This window comes from Actinoplanes sp. NBRC 103695, assembly GCF_030269485.1.
Lineage (GTDB): Bacteria > Actinomycetota > Actinomycetes > Mycobacteriales > Micromonosporaceae > Actinoplanes.
Genome location: NZ_BSTL01000005.1, coordinates 290,863 through 307,099, shown reverse-complemented (window position 1 = coordinate 307,099; position 16,237 = coordinate 290,863). Strand labels below are relative to the sequence as shown.

The following is a 16,237-nucleotide window of genomic DNA, read 5'->3' as shown; positions in this document are numbered from 1 at the left end:
TACAGAGGCCGTGAGCCCTGCGTGAAGGCTACTTCAGGCGCCACAGTCCGACCGAGGCGTCGATCCGCCGGCAGACCAGCACGTCGGCCGTCGTCCGGCAGTCACCGGACACCTCCTCGGCCGCGCCCAGCACCCGGACCCGCAGCGTGGCCGGGTCGAGCCGGGCGTAGAAGACCTTGTCGTCGGCCAGGTGCTCGCGCAGCCCGATGACCATCCCGTCGCGGCCGGCCGCGCCGAGCGAGTGCCAGCGCCCGAAGTCGCCCCGGACGTCACCGGTGTCCGGGTCGAGCACCGACACCACCCGGCCGCGCTCCCCCGGCTCGTTGGCGGTGGCCAGCAGGTAGCGGCCGGCCTGGTCGGCGAAGTTCCACCGGTCGCCGGTCCAGCGCCGGGCGCCGCTCCGCCGGTCGATCAGCCACAGCCCGCCCTGCCAGCTCAGCGCGCAGATCCCGGTGGCGCAGCCGTCCTGCACCCAGCGCCCGCTGAGGTCGACGTCGCTGTGCCAGCCGGGGGTCAGGCCGGGCAGACGGTAGGCGTCGGTGCCGGTCGGCGCGCCGACCAGGAGCAGGTCGCCGGCCACCCAGATCGGCACGTCGGCTCCGCGCGGAGCGGCACGGAGGCGGACCTTCTTCTGGGCGACGACCTCTCCGGTACGGGTGTCCCGGACGCTGATGTCACCCGTGTCAGCGGCGGTTATCAGCGTGCGCGGAAAGCCGCCCGGATCCGACCCGGACTCAGCGGTGAACCCGCGCATCGGCTCGTCGGCCGTCCAGCGGACCGCGCCGGTGGTCAGGTCGACGCCGTACCAGGTGCGCGGTCCGGGCCGCGGGCTGTTCTGCCGGAGCAGTACCAGACCGTCGTCCCGGGCGACGCTGAGCAGCCGGGACGGCCGTCGCCACAGCGTGCGGCCGGTGCCCGCGACCAGCGCCATGGAAGCCTCGGTCTCCAGCGAGTCGACCTGGTAGGTGATCAGGATCAGCGGCCCGGCGGCGAGCACGTTGACGATCGCACCGGTGACCGTCGCGGTGGTCCGGGAGAGCAGGGCGCCGTCCGGCAGCGTGTACTCGTTGATCACCTTGTCGGTGGCCGGGGCGCCGGGCGGGAACGGGCCGGCCTCGACCACGAACAGCCGGTCGGCGGTGACGAAGGTGGCGTCGCCGAGCCCGGCCGGCACCACGGTCGGCGGTGCCGGCGGCGTGGTGTGCGCGGCGCCGGTCAGGGTGGCGAGCAGGGCGAGACCGACCAGGCCGGAGAGCAGCCGCAGCACCGGCGGGCGCAGGCGCAGCGGCTCGGGCGGCGGGACGACCGGTTCCGTCCGGGTCACCACGCCGAGGTCGATCAGCGCCTCGCTCACGGCTCGATTGTGCGCCGCACACACCGTCGGCGATAGACGGCGGGAGAGTCAGCGGTAGGCGAAGAGCTCGACGCTCTCATCGGTCCGGCACACCGCGAGGCCGTCCGCCGCCCGGCAGTCGCGGACGATGCTGCCGGCGTACCCCAGAGGTTGGATCCTCCCGGCCCGCACCACCGCGAAACTCATCCGCCTCGCGCCCGGCTCGACCCGGGACAGCAGCGGATCGCCCCCGGTGAGCACGCTCACCGTCTGCCAGCCCCGGAGGTCCTCGATCGTCCGGCCGGTGCGGGCGTCGTTCAGCCGGAGCGGCCGCTGGGTGAGACTGTCGTACTCGATGACGACGGCGCCCTCCCGGCGGAGGCTGACCTCGCGCCCGGTCTGCCACACGGTCGTGTTGGTCACCGGGTCGATCACTTTGACGGCGTCCCGGTCACGCCGGCAGAGCACTCCGTCGCAGCGGGCGCCGGTGATGGTGTCGCTGAGCAGCCGGACCGGCGACGTCCAGCGCGGGGTGAGGGTGGCGATGTCGTACCCGACGGTCCGCTGCTCCTCCTGGACCACCACCACGTCGTCGAACACGTCCGCCCAGGCACCGCCCGACGCGCGTTCCCGCAGCACCCGTCCGGTCGCCGGGTCGACCACCTGGATGCGATCGGCCGAGAGGACCAGCAGACCGTCGCGGACGGCGCTGGTGAGGCCGAGACCCCGCAGCGGCAGGCGCCACAGCTCGCGGCCGTCATTGAGGTCGACGCCGATCAGGGCGGAGCTCAGCGGCGGCTCCCGGTACGCCCGCCCGTCCTCCGCGAAGTAGAGCGGGCCGGCGTCGCCGGATTGCTGGTCGTACTCGCTGCCGGGCCGGAACACCGACTCGCGGGTGACGCCGACCCCGGGCGCGGCGGTCTCGACCCGCGCACGCGCCACGAAACGCAGGCGGCCGGTGTTCAGGTCCAGCGCCGCGGTCCGGTAGTCGGGCCGCCAGACCAGGACGGTGTCGCCGGCGACGACGACCCGGGCGCCGGACAGGACCACGACGTCGGCGCCGGGCTCGGTCATCGCGGTCGTGGCGGTCCACAGCCGGCGTGGGCCGTCCGCCTGCCAGACGCTGACCTTCCGCGTCAGGTCGCCGTCGCTGATCGTGACGATGCGGTCGCCGGTCATCGTGACCGTGCCGTCGGTGGCCAGCGGGATCGAGCCGAGCGGCCGCCACATCACCGGGGTGATCGGGGCGGCGCCGCCGAGCGCGAACAGCAGCAGGACCGCGGCGACCAGGCCGGCCGGGCGGGACAGGCGGACCGGCGGATGCGTCGTGGCGGCGGGAGCGGGACCGGTGTCGAGCTCGATCACCGCCACCAGCGTCACTCCTTCGGCGCGTACGCCCAGACGACCAGCTCGCCCGAGGTCGACCGGCACACCAACCGGCCCGGCGCGGCCTGACAGTCACCGGTGCCCGGCTGCAGGTCGGCCAGCGGTCGCGGCCCGGACAGTCCCGGCCTCGCGACGGCGACCATCGTACGTGCTCCGGCCTCCACCTCCCGGGTCACCAGCAGGTGGTCACCGGCGTCCCCGCCGACCACCCGCCAGCCGTGCAGGTCGACGAGCACCTCGCCGGTCGAGGGGTTGATGATTCCGGCCGCCTGGGTGCTCCCGCCGGCGGACCCGTACGCCACGGTCAGCCCGCCGCGCTGCTCGACGCCTCGCCACCCGGACCGGAACCAGCGCTGCACGCCGCTGGCCGGGTCGATGCCGCGCACGCCGTCCGGCGAGTTGAGGCAGGCCACCGGCCCGCAGTCGCGCACCTCGTAAACCTTGTCGGCGGGCCGCTGCCAGAGCCGCTGCAGGGTGACCGGGTCGTAGGCGGAGACCACCGCGCCGTCCCGGCCGAGGTGCCTCAGCAGGATCAGCCCGCCGGAGACGGCCGGGTTCTCCGGGCCGTAGTTGGCCGGTGGCAGCTGGGTGGAGACGAGCTTCTCCCCGGTGGCGAGGTCGTGCACGGCTGCGGTGCGGTCGTCGTGCACCAGCATCATCCGGGTGCCCGCGTCGCCGGGGCCGGGCACGCCGAGCAGCACCGCGGTGCCGGGCACGTCGACCTGCCAGAGCACGGTGCCGTCGACCGGCTGGAGCGACTGGACCGGACCCTGGACGCGGCGGTTGGTGCCGCCGCTGCGGACCGCGAAGACCCCGAGCAGCGCCTCGCTGCCGGTGAGGTTCATCACCGTGCCGTCGTGCCGCCACCGGGTCAGACCGGTCGCCAGCGACAGCGCCGTGGTGTTCGGCTGGCCGGGGCCGTAGGACGACCACGGCCGCATCAGCACCAGGCCGTTGGCGGTGCGCAGCCGGTAGGTCGGCCGGTCCGACGAGATCTCCCAGCGCCGGGCGCCGCTGGCCAGGTCGTACGCGGCCAGCGAGCCCTGCGTCTGCGCCAGCAGCTCGTTGTTGCCGGTCAGCGCGTAGGTGTCGGCCGGACCGACCCGCAGGCTGAGCAGCGGGGTCAGGGCCGGCGCGGGTGGTGCCGTGGAGGCGCTGGCGACGAGCAGCACGATGATCGCGACCATCATCGGCGCGAACCACGGAGCCACGGTCGAGCGGGTCGGTTTCCGGTAGGTCTCCGGCTCGCCGCGGTCCAGGCCGAGATCGATGATGATCGTGTTCTCACCGAACGTCTCCGCCGCCATGCCCCAAAGGTAACGGCTGAATAACGAAACCGCCCGTCGGCGATTTCAGAGGCCTAGAGGCGGGCGTGCTCCTCCTCGATCTGGGACACCGCCTCGGTCACCGCCAGGGCGACCTCCTGCGGGGTGAGGCCCAGCTCGGCCAGGATCTCGGCACGGGTGCCGTGCGCGTGGAAGCCCCCCGGCACGCCGAAGTCGCGCAGCGGCGTGTGCACCCCGGCGTCCCGCAGCATCGCCGCCACGGCATCGCCGACGCCACCGGCGCGCACGCCGTCCTCCAGCGTCACGACCAGGCGGTGCCCCCGGGCCAGGCCGGCCAGCTCGATCGGCACCGGGCGGACCCAGCGCGGGTCGACGACCGTCACGCCGTACCCCTGCTCGGCGATCCGCTCCGCGGCCTGCATGCCCAGCGCGGCGAACGCGCCCACCCCGACCAGGAGCACGTCCTTGCGGTCGTCCTCGCGGAGCACGTCGACCGGGCCGACCCGGCGCAGCGCGGGCAGGTCGGCGGCCACCGAGCCGGTCGGGAAACGCACGATCGTCGGGCCGTCGTCCACGGCGATCGCCTCGCGCACCTCCTCGCGCAGGGTGGTGGCGTCGCGCGGCGCGGCGATCCGCAGGCCCGGCACCACGCCGAAGACGCTCATGTCCCAGATGCCGTAGTGGCTCGGCCCGTCCGGTCCGGTGATCCCGGCCCGGTCCAGCACGATGGTCACCGGCAGCCGGTGCATCGCCACGTCCAGCAGCACCTGGTCGAAGGCCCGGTTGAGGAAGGTCGAGTAGAGCGCGACCACCGGGTGCAGGCCGCCCATCGCCAGGCCGGCCGCGCTGGTGATCGCGTGCTGCTCGGCGATGCCGACGTCGTAGACCCGCTCCGGGTGCTTGGCGGCCAGCGCCGCGATGCCGGTCGGCTCGGCCATCGCGGCGGTGATGCCGACGACGTCCGGCCGCTCGTCGGCGATCGCCACGAGCTCCTCGGCGAAGACGTTCGTCCACTTCACCGAAGGCTTGGCGGTCAGCGCGCCGGTCTGCGGGTCGAAGGCGCCCGGGCCGTGCAGGCAGTCCGCCTCGTCCTGCTCGGCGGGGCGGTAGCCGTAGCCCTTGCGGGTCACCGCGTGCACGATGACCGGCTGGTTGAAGCCCTTGGCCTTGCGCAGGGCGGATTCCATCGCCTGCTCGTCGTGGCCGTCCACCGGGCCGACATATTTGAGGCCCAGGTCCTCGAACATGGGCTGCGGGCTGACCGCGTCCTTGATGCCGCGCTTGACCGCGTGCAGCACCTCGTAGGCCGGCCGGCCGATCAGCGGCGTCGAGCCCAGCGCGTCCTTGACCAGGTCGAGGACCTTCTCGTAGCCCGGGTTGAGGCGCAACGTGGCGAGGTGGTCGGCCAGGCCGCCGATCGTCGGCGCGTACGAGCGGCCGTTGTCGTTGACGACGATGACCAGCCGGTTCTTCGCCGCGGCGATGTTGTTCAGCGCTTCCCAGCACATGCCGCCGGTGAGCGCGCCGTCGCCGACCACGGCCACTGTGTGCCGCTCCTCGCCGCGCAGCGCGAACGCCTTGGCGATGCCGTCCGCGTACGACAGGGCGGTGGAGGCGTGCGAGTTCTCGATCAGGTCGTGCTCGCTCTCCGCCTGGCTCGGGTAGCCGGACAGGCCACCGCGCTGGCGGAGCATGTCGAAGCCGCCCTGCCGCCCGGTCACCATCTTGTGCACGTACGCCTGGTGGCCGGTGTCGAAGAGGATGCGGTCGCGTGGCGAGTCGAAGACCCGGTGCAGCGCGAGCGTCAGCTCCACCACCCCCAGGTTCGGACCCAGGTGCCCGCCGGTGCGCGACACCTTGGCCACCAGGAAGTCGCGGATCTCGGCCGCGAGCAGCGTCAACTGCTCGTTGCTGAGGCGCTTGAGATCGCCCGGTGCGGTGATCGAGCCGAGCAGGCCGTACGGAGTGGGGAGGGCTTCGCTCATGACACCCGAGTCTATCGGCGCTGCGCCCGCCCGCATCCGCCTGACATCCATGCTCCGTTGAACCTGCACACGATCTACACATAGACCCGTCCCGGTTAATGCGCTAGAAACCGTGCATGACCGTCGATTCAACCAGTTCAGCGGCGCCCCCACGCCGCCGCGACCGCTCCCATTGGCTCTACATAGCCGTCCTCGTCGCGATGGCCCTGGGCATCGCCGTCGGCTTCCTCTTCCCGGAGTTCGGCAAGGAGCTCCGGCCGCTCGGCACCGGCTTCGTCAACCTGATCAAGATGATGATCGCGCCGGTCATCTTCTGCACGATCGTCCTCGGTGTCGGTTCCATCCGCCGCGCCGCGCAGGTCGGCAAGGTCGGCGGCCTGGCGCTCGGCTACTTCCTGATCATGTCCACGGTCGCGCTGGCGATCGGCCTGGTCGTCGGGAACATCCTCAAGCCGGGCGCCGGCCTGCACCTCACCGAGGCGCTGGCCGAGACCGGCAAGGCTCAGGTCGCCGCCGAGTCCGAGGGCACCGTCGACTTCCTCCTCGGGATCATCCCGGACACCCTGCTCTCCTCGCTGACCGCCGGTGAGGTGCTGCAGGCCCTGCTGGTGGCGCTGCTGGTCGGCTTCGCCGTGCAGGCGCTCGGCCCGCGGGGCGAGCCGGTCATCCGGGGCGTCCAGGCCATCCAGCGGGTGGTCTTCAAGATCCTCGCGATGATCATGTGGCTGGCCCCGATCGGCGCGTTCGGCGCGATGGCCGCGGTGGTCGGCGCGACCGGCTTCGACGCCCTGAAGAGCCTCTTCACGATCATGGTGGGCTTCTACATCACCTGCGCGCTCTTCGTCTTCGTGATCCTCGGCCTGATCCTGCGCCTGGTCGCTCAGATGAACGTGTTCCGGCTGTTCAAGTACCTGGCCCGGGAGTTCCTGCTGATCCTGTCGACGTCGTCGTCCGAGTCGGCGCTGCCCCGGCTGATCGCGAAGATGGGTCATCTGGGCGTCAGCCGGCCGGTGGCGGGCATCGTGGTGCCGACCGGGTACTCGTTCAACCTCGACGGCACGGCCATCTACCTGACCATGGCGTCGCTGTTCATCGCCGACGCGATGGACAAGCCGATGTCGATCGGGCAGCAGGTGGGCCTGCTGGCCTTCATGATCATCGCCTCGAAGGGCGCGGCCGGGGTCACCGGTGCGGGCCTGGCCACGCTGGCCGGTGGCCTGCAGAGTCACCGGCCCGACCTGGTGCCCGGTGTCGGCCTGATCGTCGGCATCGACCGCTTGATGTCCGAGGCGCGCGCCCTGACCAACTTCGCCGGCAACGCCATCGCCACGGTGCTGGTCGGCAAGTGGACCAACGAGTTCGACCCGGCTCAGGCGGAACGCGTCTTCTCCGGCGAGGACCCGTTCGACGAGACGACGTTCTCGGACGAGGCGCACGGCGAGGAGCCCCCGCCCCCGCCCAAGCGCGAGGAACCGGTCACCGCGTAGGGGTCAGCAGCGCCACGCATTCGATGTGCCGGGTCATCGGGAAGCAGTCGTACGCACGAACCTCGGTCGCCGTCCAGCCGAGCTCCGCGAACGTCCCGATGTCCCGGCCCAGCGCCGCCGGGTCGCACGCCACGTAGGCGACCGCCCGTGGCCCGGCGGCCGCGATCGCCCGCACCACCTCGGCGCCCGCCCCCGAGCGCGGCGGGTCCAGCACCACGACGTCGACCGGCCCGGTCACCCGGCGCCGCCGGAGCGCCCGCTCGACCTTGGCCTCCACGACCTCGACCAGCGGCAGATCGGCCAGGTTGGCCCGGGCCGCGGCGGCGCCGGAGAACGCCGACTCGACCAGCGTCACCCGCGCCCCGGTCCGCTCGGCCAGCGCACCGGCGAAGAGCCCCGCACCGCCGTAGAGGTCCCAGGCCGTCTCCCCCGGCGCCGGCTCGAGCATCTCCAGCACCGCGCCGACCAGCGTGTCCGCCGCGGCCGGGTGGACCTGCCAGAAGCCGGCCGCCGGCACGGTCCAGTCCCGTCCGGCCGCCACCTCGCGCACCTCGGCCGGCCCCTCGATCGGGCTCGCCGCGCGCCAGTCGTCATCCCCGGCATGCCCGGTGGTCAGCACGCTCACGTCGCCGCCGGAGGAGGCCACCGTCGCGACCGCGTCCGTGTCCGGCCACCGGCGCGACAGCACGTCCAGTTCCTGAACGTACGGGTGGGCGATCAGGCAGCGGTCGATCGCCACCACCTCGTGCGACCGGTGCTTCAGCAGCCCCGGCCGGTCGGCGGCGTCCACCGCGTAGCGCACCCGCGACCGCCACCCCAGCAGGCCGCCGGGCAGGCGCTGCACGCGTACCCCGGAGACCTGGTCCTGGGTCATCCCGCCGATCCTCCTCAGGGTCTCGTGCACCACGGCGGTCTTCCAGCCGAGCTGCCCCGCGTCGCTGACATGCTGCAGGTCACAACCCCCACAACCATCGGCTTTCGCGTACGCGCACGGCGCCGTCACGCGCTCCGGCGAGGCCTCGTGGATCTCGATCGCGTCCGCGCGCAGATAGCCCCGATGCACCTCGGTGATCTCCACGGTCACCCGCTCGCCCGGCAGCGCGTGCCGCACGAAGACCACCCGGCCGTGCTCCCCGCCCAGCCGGGCGACGCAGTGCCCGCCGTGCGCGGGCGCCCCGACCGTGACCTCGAGGGTGTCGCCCTCGACCAGTTCGTCCGTCATCACTTTGCTCTGCTTACACCGAGGAAGCGGGCCACGCCCTGACGGTCCTTTGCTCTGCTTACACCGAGGAAGCGCGTCACGCCCTGACGGTCCTTTGCTCTGCTTACACACACGCACCGGGTCAGGACGGGGCCTCCTCGCGCTCCGGTTCGGACGATGCCGGCGGGCCGTCGACCGGGCGGCTGCGCGGCCCCCGCGCCGGCGCCCGGGTCAGCCCGCGGTCGAAGCGGTCCAGGTCCTTGTCCTGGCTGGACCGCAGCTGCCACGGCACGCTGGTGACCATCACGCCGGGCTCGAAGAGCAGCCGCCCCTTGATCCGCAGCGCGCTCTGGTTGTGCAGCAGGTTCTCCCACCAGCGGCCGACCACGTACTCGGGCACGAACACGGTGACCACGTCCCGGGGCGACCCGCGGCGCACGCTCTTCACGAAGTCGATGATCGGCCGGGTGATCTCCCGGTACGGCGAATCCACCACGGTCAGCTGGACCGGCACCTGGCGGCGCTCCCACTCGTCCTGGATCCGGCGGGTGTCCTTGTCGTCCACGTTCACGGTCACCGCGGTCAGCGTGTCCGGCCGGGTCGCCTGCGCGTACGCGATTGCGCGCAGCGTCGGCAGGTGCACCTTGCTGACCAGGACGACGGCGTGGTTGCGGGACGGCAGCACCGGGCGCTCGTCGGTCGGCTCGAGCTCCGCGGAGACGCGATCGTAGTGCTTCCGGATGGCCAGCATGGTCGCGAAGATGATCAGCATCAGGGCGATCGCGATCCAGGCGCCGAGCAGGAACTTGGTGATCAGCACGACGATCAGCACCGCGCCGGTGAGCCCCATGCCGAAGGTGTTGATCGCCCGGGACCGCATCATCTGCCGTCGCCGGTTCGGGTCGCGCTGGGTACGCAGCAGCCTGTTCCAGTGCCGGATCATGCCCGCCTGGGACAGCGTGAACGACACGAACACGCCCACGATGTAGAGCTGGATCAGCCGGGTGACCTCGGCCTCGAACGCGACGATCAGCACCATCGCGGCGATCGCCAGGAAGATGATGCCGTTGCTGAAGGCGAGCCGGTCGCCCCGGGTGTGCAGCTGACGCGGCAGGTAACGGTCCTGGGCGAGGATCGAGCCGAGCACCGGGAACCCGTTGAACGCGGTGTTCGCGGCCAGGAACAGGATCAGGGCGGTGACCGCGCCGACCACGTAGAGCAGGATCGAGCCGTTGCCGAAAACGGTCTCGCCGAGCTGGGTGGTGACCGTCTTCTGCACGTAGCCGGGCGGGCCGCCGACGATCTGCGTCGTCGGGTCCTCGACGTACTGCAGGTGGGTCGCCCGGGCCAGGACGATCATGCCGACCAGCATGACGATCGCGACGCTGCCGAGCAGCAGCAGAGTGGTGGCGGCGTTCTTGCTCTTGGGCGTCTTGAACGCGGGCACGCCGTTGGAGATCGCCTCCACGCCGGTCAGCGCCGCACAGCCGGACGAGAACGTCCGCAGCAGCAGGAAGACGAACGCGAAGCTGGTGAGGTGGCTCTCCTCGGCCGCGATCCGCAACGTGGCGCTGGGCGCCTGCAGGTCCTGCCCGAGCACGAAGACGCGGATCAGGCCGGTGAGGATCATCCCGACGATGACGACGATGAACGCATAGGTCGGGATCGCGAACGCGGTGCCGGACTCGCGGAGCCCGCGCAGGTTCATCGCGGTCAGCACGATCACCGCGACCAGCGCGATGCCGATCTTGTGCTCGGCGACGAACGGCACCACCGAGCCGAGGTTGCCGACCCCGGCGCTGACCGACACCGCGACCGTGAGCATGTAGTCGACCAGCAGCGCCGAGGCGACCGCCACCCCGAAGCGCGGGCCCAGGTTGACCGTGGCGACCTCGTAGTCGCCGCCGCCGGAGGGGTAGGCGTGCACGTTCTGCCGGTAGCTCGCCACCACCGTGACCATCACCACTGCCACCGCGAGCGTCACCCAGGGTGAGTACAGGTAGGCGCCCGCTCCCGCGATGGAGAGCGTCAGCAGGATCTCGTCGGGGGCGTAGGCGACGCTGGAGAGGGCGTCGCTGGCGAACACCGGCAGCGCGATCCGCTTCGGCAGCAGCGTGTGCTGGAGCCGGTCGGACCGGAACGGCCGGCCGACCAGCAGCCGCTTGACGAGGGAGGTGGGACTGACCACAAGCGCACAGCGTACGGCCGCACCGGATGTGCCGTCTGCCGCCCCGGCCCACGCCCCTCGCGTGGTCGTGTCAAGCTACGCATGACAGCTCCTGAGCCCTTCGGAAGGCGACGACCTTGCACGTGGTGATCATGGGGTGTGGGCGCCTCGGGTCCACGCTCGCGCACAAGCTCGACGCGCAAGGGCACACCGTGTCGGTGATCGACCAGAACTCCGACGCCTTCCGCCGGCTCGGCGCCGAGTTCGGCGGCACCACGATCACCGGCGTCGGCTTCGACCGGGACGTGCTCCGCGAGGCGGGCATCGAGCGGGCCGACGCCTTCGCCGCCGTCTCCAGCGGCGACAACTCCAACATCATCTCGGCCCGGCTGGCCCGCGAGACGTACGGCGTCTCCCGGGTCGTCGCCCGGATCTACGACTCCCGGCGCGCCCTGGTCTACGAGCGCCTCGGCATCCCGACCGTGGCGACCATCCGGTGGGCCGCCGACCGGATGATCCGGCACCTGGTCCCGGAGGGCACCGTCGAGGTGTTCCGCGACCCGACCAGCTCCATCTCGATCGTCGAGGCCGTGCTGCACCGCGACTGGGTGGGCAGCACGGTCGGCAAGCTGGAGGACGCCTCCGGGGCACGCGTGGCCTACCTGATGCGCTTCGGCATCGGCTCGCTGCCCACCCCGTCCACCGTGCTGCAGGACGGCGACCAGGTCTTCGTGCTGGTCACCGACGACACCGTCGGATCGGTGCTGGCCATCGCCTCGTCCGCCGTGCAGGGAGGCATCTGACATGCGGATCGCCATCGCCGGGGCCGGCAACGTGGGCCGCTCCATCGCGCAGGAGCTGATCGGCAACGGGCATCAGGTGATGCTGATCGAGCGGCAGCCCCGGCAGCTCCGCCCGGAACGGGTGCCGGACGCCGAGTGGGTGCTCGCCGACGCCTGCGAGGTGAGCAGCCTGGAGGAGGCGGACGTGGCGGGCTGCGACGTGGTGGTCGCGGCGACCGGCGACGACAAGGCCAACCTGGTGGTGTCGCTGCTGGCCAAGACCGAGTTCGCGGTCGGCCGGGTGGTGGCCCGGGTGAACCGCGCCGAGAACGAGTGGCTCTTCAACGAGCAGTGGGGCGTCGACGTGGCGGTCAGCAAGCCGCGCCTGATGGCCGCCCTGGTCGAGGAGGCGGTCACGGTCGGCGACCTGGTCCGGCTGATGACGTTCCGGCAGGGCGAGGCCAACCTGGTCGAGATCACCCTGCCGCCGCAGGCGCCGTACGTGGGCGAGCCGGTCCGCGACGTGCCACTGCCCCGCGACTCCGCCCTGGTGGCGATCCTGCGCGGCAAGCGGGTGCTGGTGCCGACCCCGGACGACCCGCTGGAGGCAGCCGACGAGCTGATCTTCGTCTGCACCAGCGAGGTGGAGGATCAGGTGCGCGCGGTGATCCTCGGCCCGGACGTGCTGAGCTGAATGGCTCTCTTGATGGCCTCGCTTCGCTCGGCGGGCGCTGCGCCCCATTGGGCCGTTGTTGGGGGTGCTGGTTCTCGGACGGGAAAGAGCGCCCGTCCGAGAACCAGCACCCCCAACAACGACGGGCGCAGCGCGGGTGCGACTTCCCCACGTAGCCCGGCTACGGACTGACGGGGTCGGCTTCCGCCTCGGCCTGCCGCTTGTTGACCCGGTGGATCCACCAGGCCGTGAAGGCGAAGGTGGCGGCGTACATCGGCCAGCTGATCAGCACCCGGGTGATGCCGAGCGCGGTGGCCTGGTCGTTGAGGTAGAGCACGCCCTGGATGCCGGCCCGGATGAACAGCGAGGCGGCCCAGAGCAGGGTCAGCCACTGGAACGCGCGGAACAGTTGCCGGTTGCCGAACCAGTCATGTTTGCCCTTGTTGGCCAGCACGCCCCAGACGTACCCGATGATCGGTTTGCGGATCACCACGGAGCCGATCAGGACCACGACCTGGCCCAGGCTGAGCAGGATGCCGGGCAGGTAGAAGTCCTTGGCCTCACCGGACCGCCAGGCCAGCCAGGCGCCCAGCGCGATGCCGAAGACACCGTTGATCGCATGCCGGACCGGCTCCTTGCGGATCAGCCGGTAGACGCCGATCAGCACCGCCGTCCCGACCGCGGCGCCGATCGCCCAGTACAGCGCGGTGCGCTTCTCCAGGCCGGCGACGTTGTCCCCGAGCAGCACGTTGAGCAGCACGAACACGACGACCGGAACGCTCGACTCGACCAGGCCGCGGATCCCGCCCAGTTGCTCGGAGATCTGCTCGCTCATCGAGGGGAACGGTTCCTCCTCGGGCTCCTGATGGAGGTTCTTCTCCTCGACGATCTCCTCGGCGACCCGGTCCATCCCCTCGGCGGGGGCGGCGGCGTGTCGTGGCTCGCTGCCGGATGTCAACGCGGCGCCTCCAGCTCGTAGAACGGGTTGTAGATCACCTTACGGTCGTCCCGCAGTGCGACGCGGCCACGCGCGGTCAGCTGCCGGCCGGGCTCGATGCCGGCGATCGACCGGCGGCCGAGGAAGATCAGCGTGACGACGTCGGTGCCGTCGTAGAGGTCGGCCTCGAGCGTCGGCAGATTGGTCCGCGGCGTGTACGCCACCGTCCTGAGCCGGCCGGACACCGACACCACCTGGCCGCGGGTGCACTGCCCGGCCGGGATCGCGCCGCACTTGGCGCTCTCCCGCTGCAGCTCCTCCGCCTGCAACTCGTCCTCCGAGGCCGTCAGGCGCTCGAAGAACCGGCGCAGGCCGGTGGTGCGTTCGGTCGACATCATTTCACGGTACGCCGTCCACGCTCTCCCGGTTCGATGCGTCTCAGCCCGGTTCCTGCTGCTGCGCCTGCTCCGCCATCTCCTGAGGCAGGCGGATGGGCAGCGGCTCGCGGACCGGACGCGGCTCGTCGTCGCGGATCACCACCAGACCCTCGAGGCACTCCCACAGCACCGGCGAGAGGTTGCCGTCGGTGGCCACCGGGCCCTGGAAGGTGGCCCGGACGAACCAGCGCGGCCCGTCGACGCCGACGTACCGCACGTCGACCAGCTGGCCCTGCGGGTCGGGCAGCTTGGCGATCAGCTCGGTGCCGTACCGGCCGTGCTCCTCGTGCACGGACAGGCCACCGGCCTTCATCTCCTGGAGCATCTCGGCGCGGACCTCGTCCCAGATCCCGTCGGTCTTCGGCGCCGCGAACACGCCGAACTCGACCGCGCCGGCGCCGGAGACCAGCACCACGTGCTCGACGCTGCCGTCCTGGCCGGCCTGGACCCGCACCTCGACGCCCTCGACCGCGGGGATCCGCATGCTGCCCAGGTCGAGCCGGGCCACGCCCTCGGGCGCCCACTGCTCGTCCCAGGGCCCGAACTCGGGCGCCTCGGGTTCGCCGGCGGTCATGCTGTAGGCCAGGGCCTCGGACTGCGGCGCGTCGTCCGGACGGACGTGCCGTGCCCGCTTACGGGAGAACATCGGGGGTCACCTCTCTGCACGCTGCGGCGTGGCGGCGCGGTCGTCGACAACGCTGTCGGCCGTCCCGCCACCAACACCAACGAAAGCCTCATGGCCGCCGGTCGAACCGTGCCCGTCCGCGCCGCGGACCGTGTCCGGCAGCTCGTCGACGACGTGGAAGGTGGCGCGCTCGACCCGCTGCACCAGCAACTGGGCGATGCGGTCACCGCGAGAGATCGTGACCGTGGCGGCCCGGTCGTGGTTGACCAGGTTCACGAGGATCTCGCCGCGATATCCGGAGTCGACCGTACCGGGCGCGTTGAGCACCGTAACGCCGAGGCGGTGTGCCAGGCCCGAGCGCGGGTGCACCAGGCCGACGTAGCCCTCCGGCAGGGCGATCGCGACGCCGGTCGGCACCAGGCGGCGCTCGCCGGGCGTGAGCTCGACGTCCTCGGCGGCGACCAGGTCGGCGCCGGCGTCGCCGGGGTGCGCGTACGCGGGCAGCGGCAGGTCCGGATCGAGCCGGCGGACCATCACGTCCACAGCGTCAGGCCTCTCTGGTGAAACGGGCGTACGAGCGGCGTCCACCCTGCCATCCTGCCGCACCCTTCAACGGTGACGCGCCGTACCCTCACCGGGTGACAACCGACGCGGCCCCGGTGACCTACGCGGAGCGCCTGCGGATCCCCTGGTGGTCCTGGCCACTGGGGCTGGCCGGCGGCGGGCTGGTCGGCGTGGAGATCTGGATGGGCGCGGGCGGCGTCCGGGCCTGGGTGCCGTTCGCCGTGATCCTGCCGCTGACCGTGGCGCTGCTGTTCTGGCTGGGCCGGATCCGGGTGGCGGTGACCGGCGGCGAGTTCCGGGTCGACGACGCCCGCCTGCCGCTGTCGGTGATCGGCGAGGTGGTCGCGCTGGACGCGGCCGGCAAACGGGAGGCGCTGGGCGTCGGCTCGCACCCGCTGGCCTTCGTGATCCAGCGGCCATGGATCGGCGGCGCCGTCCAGGTGATGCTGGACGACCCGGCCGACCCGACGCCCTTCTGGGTGGTCAGCACCCGGCATCCGGTGGAGCTCGCCACCGCGCTGCGTGCCTCAGCCGGGCGGTAACTCCTTCTTCTGCTTCTTGCTCAGGTCCTTCTTGAGCTCCTCGCCCAGCTTGCCGGTCGCCCGGCGGTTGAGGTAGCCGGCCACCGCCGCACCGGTCAGCAGGGGCCCGAGCGTCGTCAGGTTGCGCCCGAACCGCTTCAGCAGGGTGCTCTGCAGCTCCTTACGGGCGGCCGTGCCCAGCACCGACGCCACGCCCACCCCGGGGACCAGGGGGTTGACGCCCCGCTGGGACGCCCATGCCTGGAGCAGGGCGGTGGCACGCTGGCCGGCCGGGCCGGTGATCGGCCGCCGGTAGATCTCGTGCAGCTCACCGATCAGTTTCAGCTCGATCGCCACCACGGCGATCGTCTCGGCGGTGAGCAGCACGGGCGCGGACAGCAGCGTGGGCGTGACCGCCCACTGCACCGAGGCGACACCGCCACCGGCCGCCCCGATCCCGGCGGTGGCCCGGGCCGCGTTTCGGATGAGACGGTCGGCCAGCTCGTCGCTGTCCATCCCGTCGAAGTGCGTGCGCAACGTGGCGAGGTCCCTGATCGGCACGTGCGGCGCGATGTCGCCCACCACGTCGGTCATCCAGCGCAGAGCGGCCTTGGGCCGGAACATCTTGCCCAGCCCGCTACTGCGTACGTCTCCTGCCAGCCGGCCCAACAGGCGCCGGCGGCGGACCGGCTCGAGGTCGCTGCGGGCGAGTTCAGCGACCGTCTTGCCGATCCCGCTCTCGTCGGTCTCCGCGGGTGTCTCGGACGGTTCCGGACTCAAAGCTCCGGTCTCGGGTGTGGTCATTGTCGTCCTCCCCGTCCTTACTTCACCGCGTACCGACCCGGTCAAACAG

15 protein-coding genes are annotated in these 16,237 nt (G+C 71.9%); 4 read left to right on the top strand and 11 right to left on the bottom strand.

Features of this window, described 5'->3' with window-relative positions:
- Window positions 1-28: 28 nt before the first annotated feature.
- From QSK31_RS10300 to dxs, 4 genes are read right to left on the bottom strand one after another with little or no spacing between them, the layout of a single operon-like run.
- On the bottom strand, window positions 29-1,354 hold the full coding sequence (locus QSK31_RS10300; RefSeq protein ID WP_285683084.1) for an outer membrane protein assembly factor BamB family protein: 1,326 nt from the start codon (window positions 1,352-1,354) through the stop codon (window positions 29-31).
- A gap of 48 nt (window positions 1,355-1,402) precedes the next feature.
- On the bottom strand, window positions 1,403-2,704 hold the full coding sequence (locus tag QSK31_RS10295) for an outer membrane protein assembly factor BamB family protein (RefSeq protein WP_285683083.1): 1,302 nt from the start codon (window positions 2,702-2,704) through the stop codon (window positions 1,403-1,405).
- 5 nt (window positions 2,705-2,709) lie between these two features.
- Window positions 2,710-4,026, bottom strand: coding sequence for an outer membrane protein assembly factor BamB family protein (locus QSK31_RS10290; RefSeq protein WP_285683082.1), 1,317 nt, complete (start codon window positions 4,024-4,026; stop codon window positions 2,710-2,712).
- Window positions 4,027-4,079: 53 nt separating this feature from the next.
- Window positions 4,080-5,990: a 1-deoxy-D-xylulose-5-phosphate synthase gene (gene dxs, locus QSK31_RS10285; RefSeq protein ID WP_285683081.1), complete on the bottom strand. Its 1,911-nt coding sequence runs from the start codon at window positions 5,988-5,990 to the stop codon at window positions 4,080-4,082.
- Window positions 5,991-6,106: 116 nt separating this feature from the next.
- On the opposite strand from dxs, the gene QSK31_RS10280 reads away from it, so the two are divergent.
- Window positions 6,107-7,477 carry a cation:dicarboxylate symporter family transporter gene (locus QSK31_RS10280; RefSeq protein WP_285683079.1) on the top strand — a complete coding sequence of 457 codons (1,371 nt, stop codon included), beginning with the start codon at window positions 6,107-6,109 and terminating at the stop codon, window positions 7,475-7,477.
- Here the strand turns inward: QSK31_RS10280 and QSK31_RS10275 are convergent.
- Together QSK31_RS10275 and QSK31_RS10270 are read right to left on the bottom strand one after the other, a co-directional pair.
- Window positions 7,467-8,699, bottom strand: a complete 1,233-nt coding sequence (locus tag QSK31_RS10275; protein ID WP_285683078.1) for a class I SAM-dependent RNA methyltransferase — start codon at window positions 8,697-8,699, stop codon at window positions 7,467-7,469. The two genes, QSK31_RS10280 and QSK31_RS10275, sit on opposite strands and share 11 nt — an antisense overlap.
- A gap of 121 nt (window positions 8,700-8,820) precedes the next feature.
- Window positions 8,821-10,866, bottom strand: a complete 2,046-nt coding sequence (locus QSK31_RS10270) for an APC family permease (RefSeq protein ID WP_285683076.1) — start codon at window positions 10,864-10,866, stop codon at window positions 8,821-8,823.
- 116 nt (window positions 10,867-10,982) lie between these two features.
- Between QSK31_RS10270 and QSK31_RS10265 the strand changes: the two genes are divergently transcribed.
- A complete protein-coding gene (locus tag QSK31_RS10265; RefSeq protein ID WP_285683074.1) occupies window positions 10,983-11,648 on the top strand; it encodes a potassium channel family protein in 666 nt (221 codons plus the stop codon).
- 1 nt (window position 11,649) lies between these two features.
- Window positions 11,650-12,321 (top strand): potassium channel family protein, encoded by a 672-nt coding sequence (locus tag QSK31_RS10260; RefSeq protein WP_285683073.1) that lies wholly within the window; start codon window positions 11,650-11,652, stop codon window positions 12,319-12,321.
- A gap of 160 nt (window positions 12,322-12,481) precedes the next feature.
- Here the strand turns inward: QSK31_RS10260 and QSK31_RS10255 are convergent, their stop codons facing one another.
- Genes QSK31_RS10255 through dut form a run of 4 tightly spaced genes read right to left on the bottom strand, consistent with a single transcriptional unit; the run spans window position 12,482 to window position 14,833 of the window.
- Entirely contained in the window at window positions 12,482-13,258 is a 777-nt protein-coding gene (locus QSK31_RS10255; protein ID WP_285683072.1) for a DUF3159 domain-containing protein, read from the bottom strand.
- Window positions 13,255-13,632 (bottom strand): OB-fold nucleic acid binding domain-containing protein, encoded by a 378-nt coding sequence (locus QSK31_RS10250; RefSeq protein ID WP_502872925.1) that lies wholly within the window; start codon window positions 13,630-13,632, stop codon window positions 13,255-13,257. Before QSK31_RS10250 ends, QSK31_RS10255 begins: the two co-directional genes overlap by 4 nt.
- Before the next feature lie 43 nt (window positions 13,633-13,675).
- Window positions 13,676-14,320, bottom strand: a complete 645-nt coding sequence (locus tag QSK31_RS10245; RefSeq protein WP_285683068.1) for a DUF3710 domain-containing protein — start codon at window positions 14,318-14,320, stop codon at window positions 13,676-13,678.
- A gap of 6 nt (window positions 14,321-14,326) precedes the next feature.
- Window positions 14,327-14,833, bottom strand: coding sequence for a dUTP diphosphatase (dut, locus tag QSK31_RS10240; RefSeq protein WP_285683326.1), 507 nt, complete (start codon window positions 14,831-14,833; stop codon window positions 14,327-14,329).
- A gap of 104 nt (window positions 14,834-14,937) precedes the next feature.
- Here dut and QSK31_RS10235 point away from each other — a divergent pair, with 104 nt between their 5' ends.
- Window positions 14,938-15,405, top strand: a complete 468-nt coding sequence (locus QSK31_RS10235) for a DUF3093 domain-containing protein (protein WP_285683066.1) — start codon at window positions 14,938-14,940, stop codon at window positions 15,403-15,405.
- Here the strand turns inward: QSK31_RS10235 and QSK31_RS10230 are convergent.
- Window positions 15,391-16,188, bottom strand: coding sequence for a hypothetical protein (locus tag QSK31_RS10230; protein ID WP_285683064.1), 798 nt, complete (start codon window positions 16,186-16,188; stop codon window positions 15,391-15,393). The two genes, QSK31_RS10235 and QSK31_RS10230, sit on opposite strands and share 15 nt — an antisense overlap.
- Window positions 16,189-16,237: the final 49 nt, after the last annotated feature.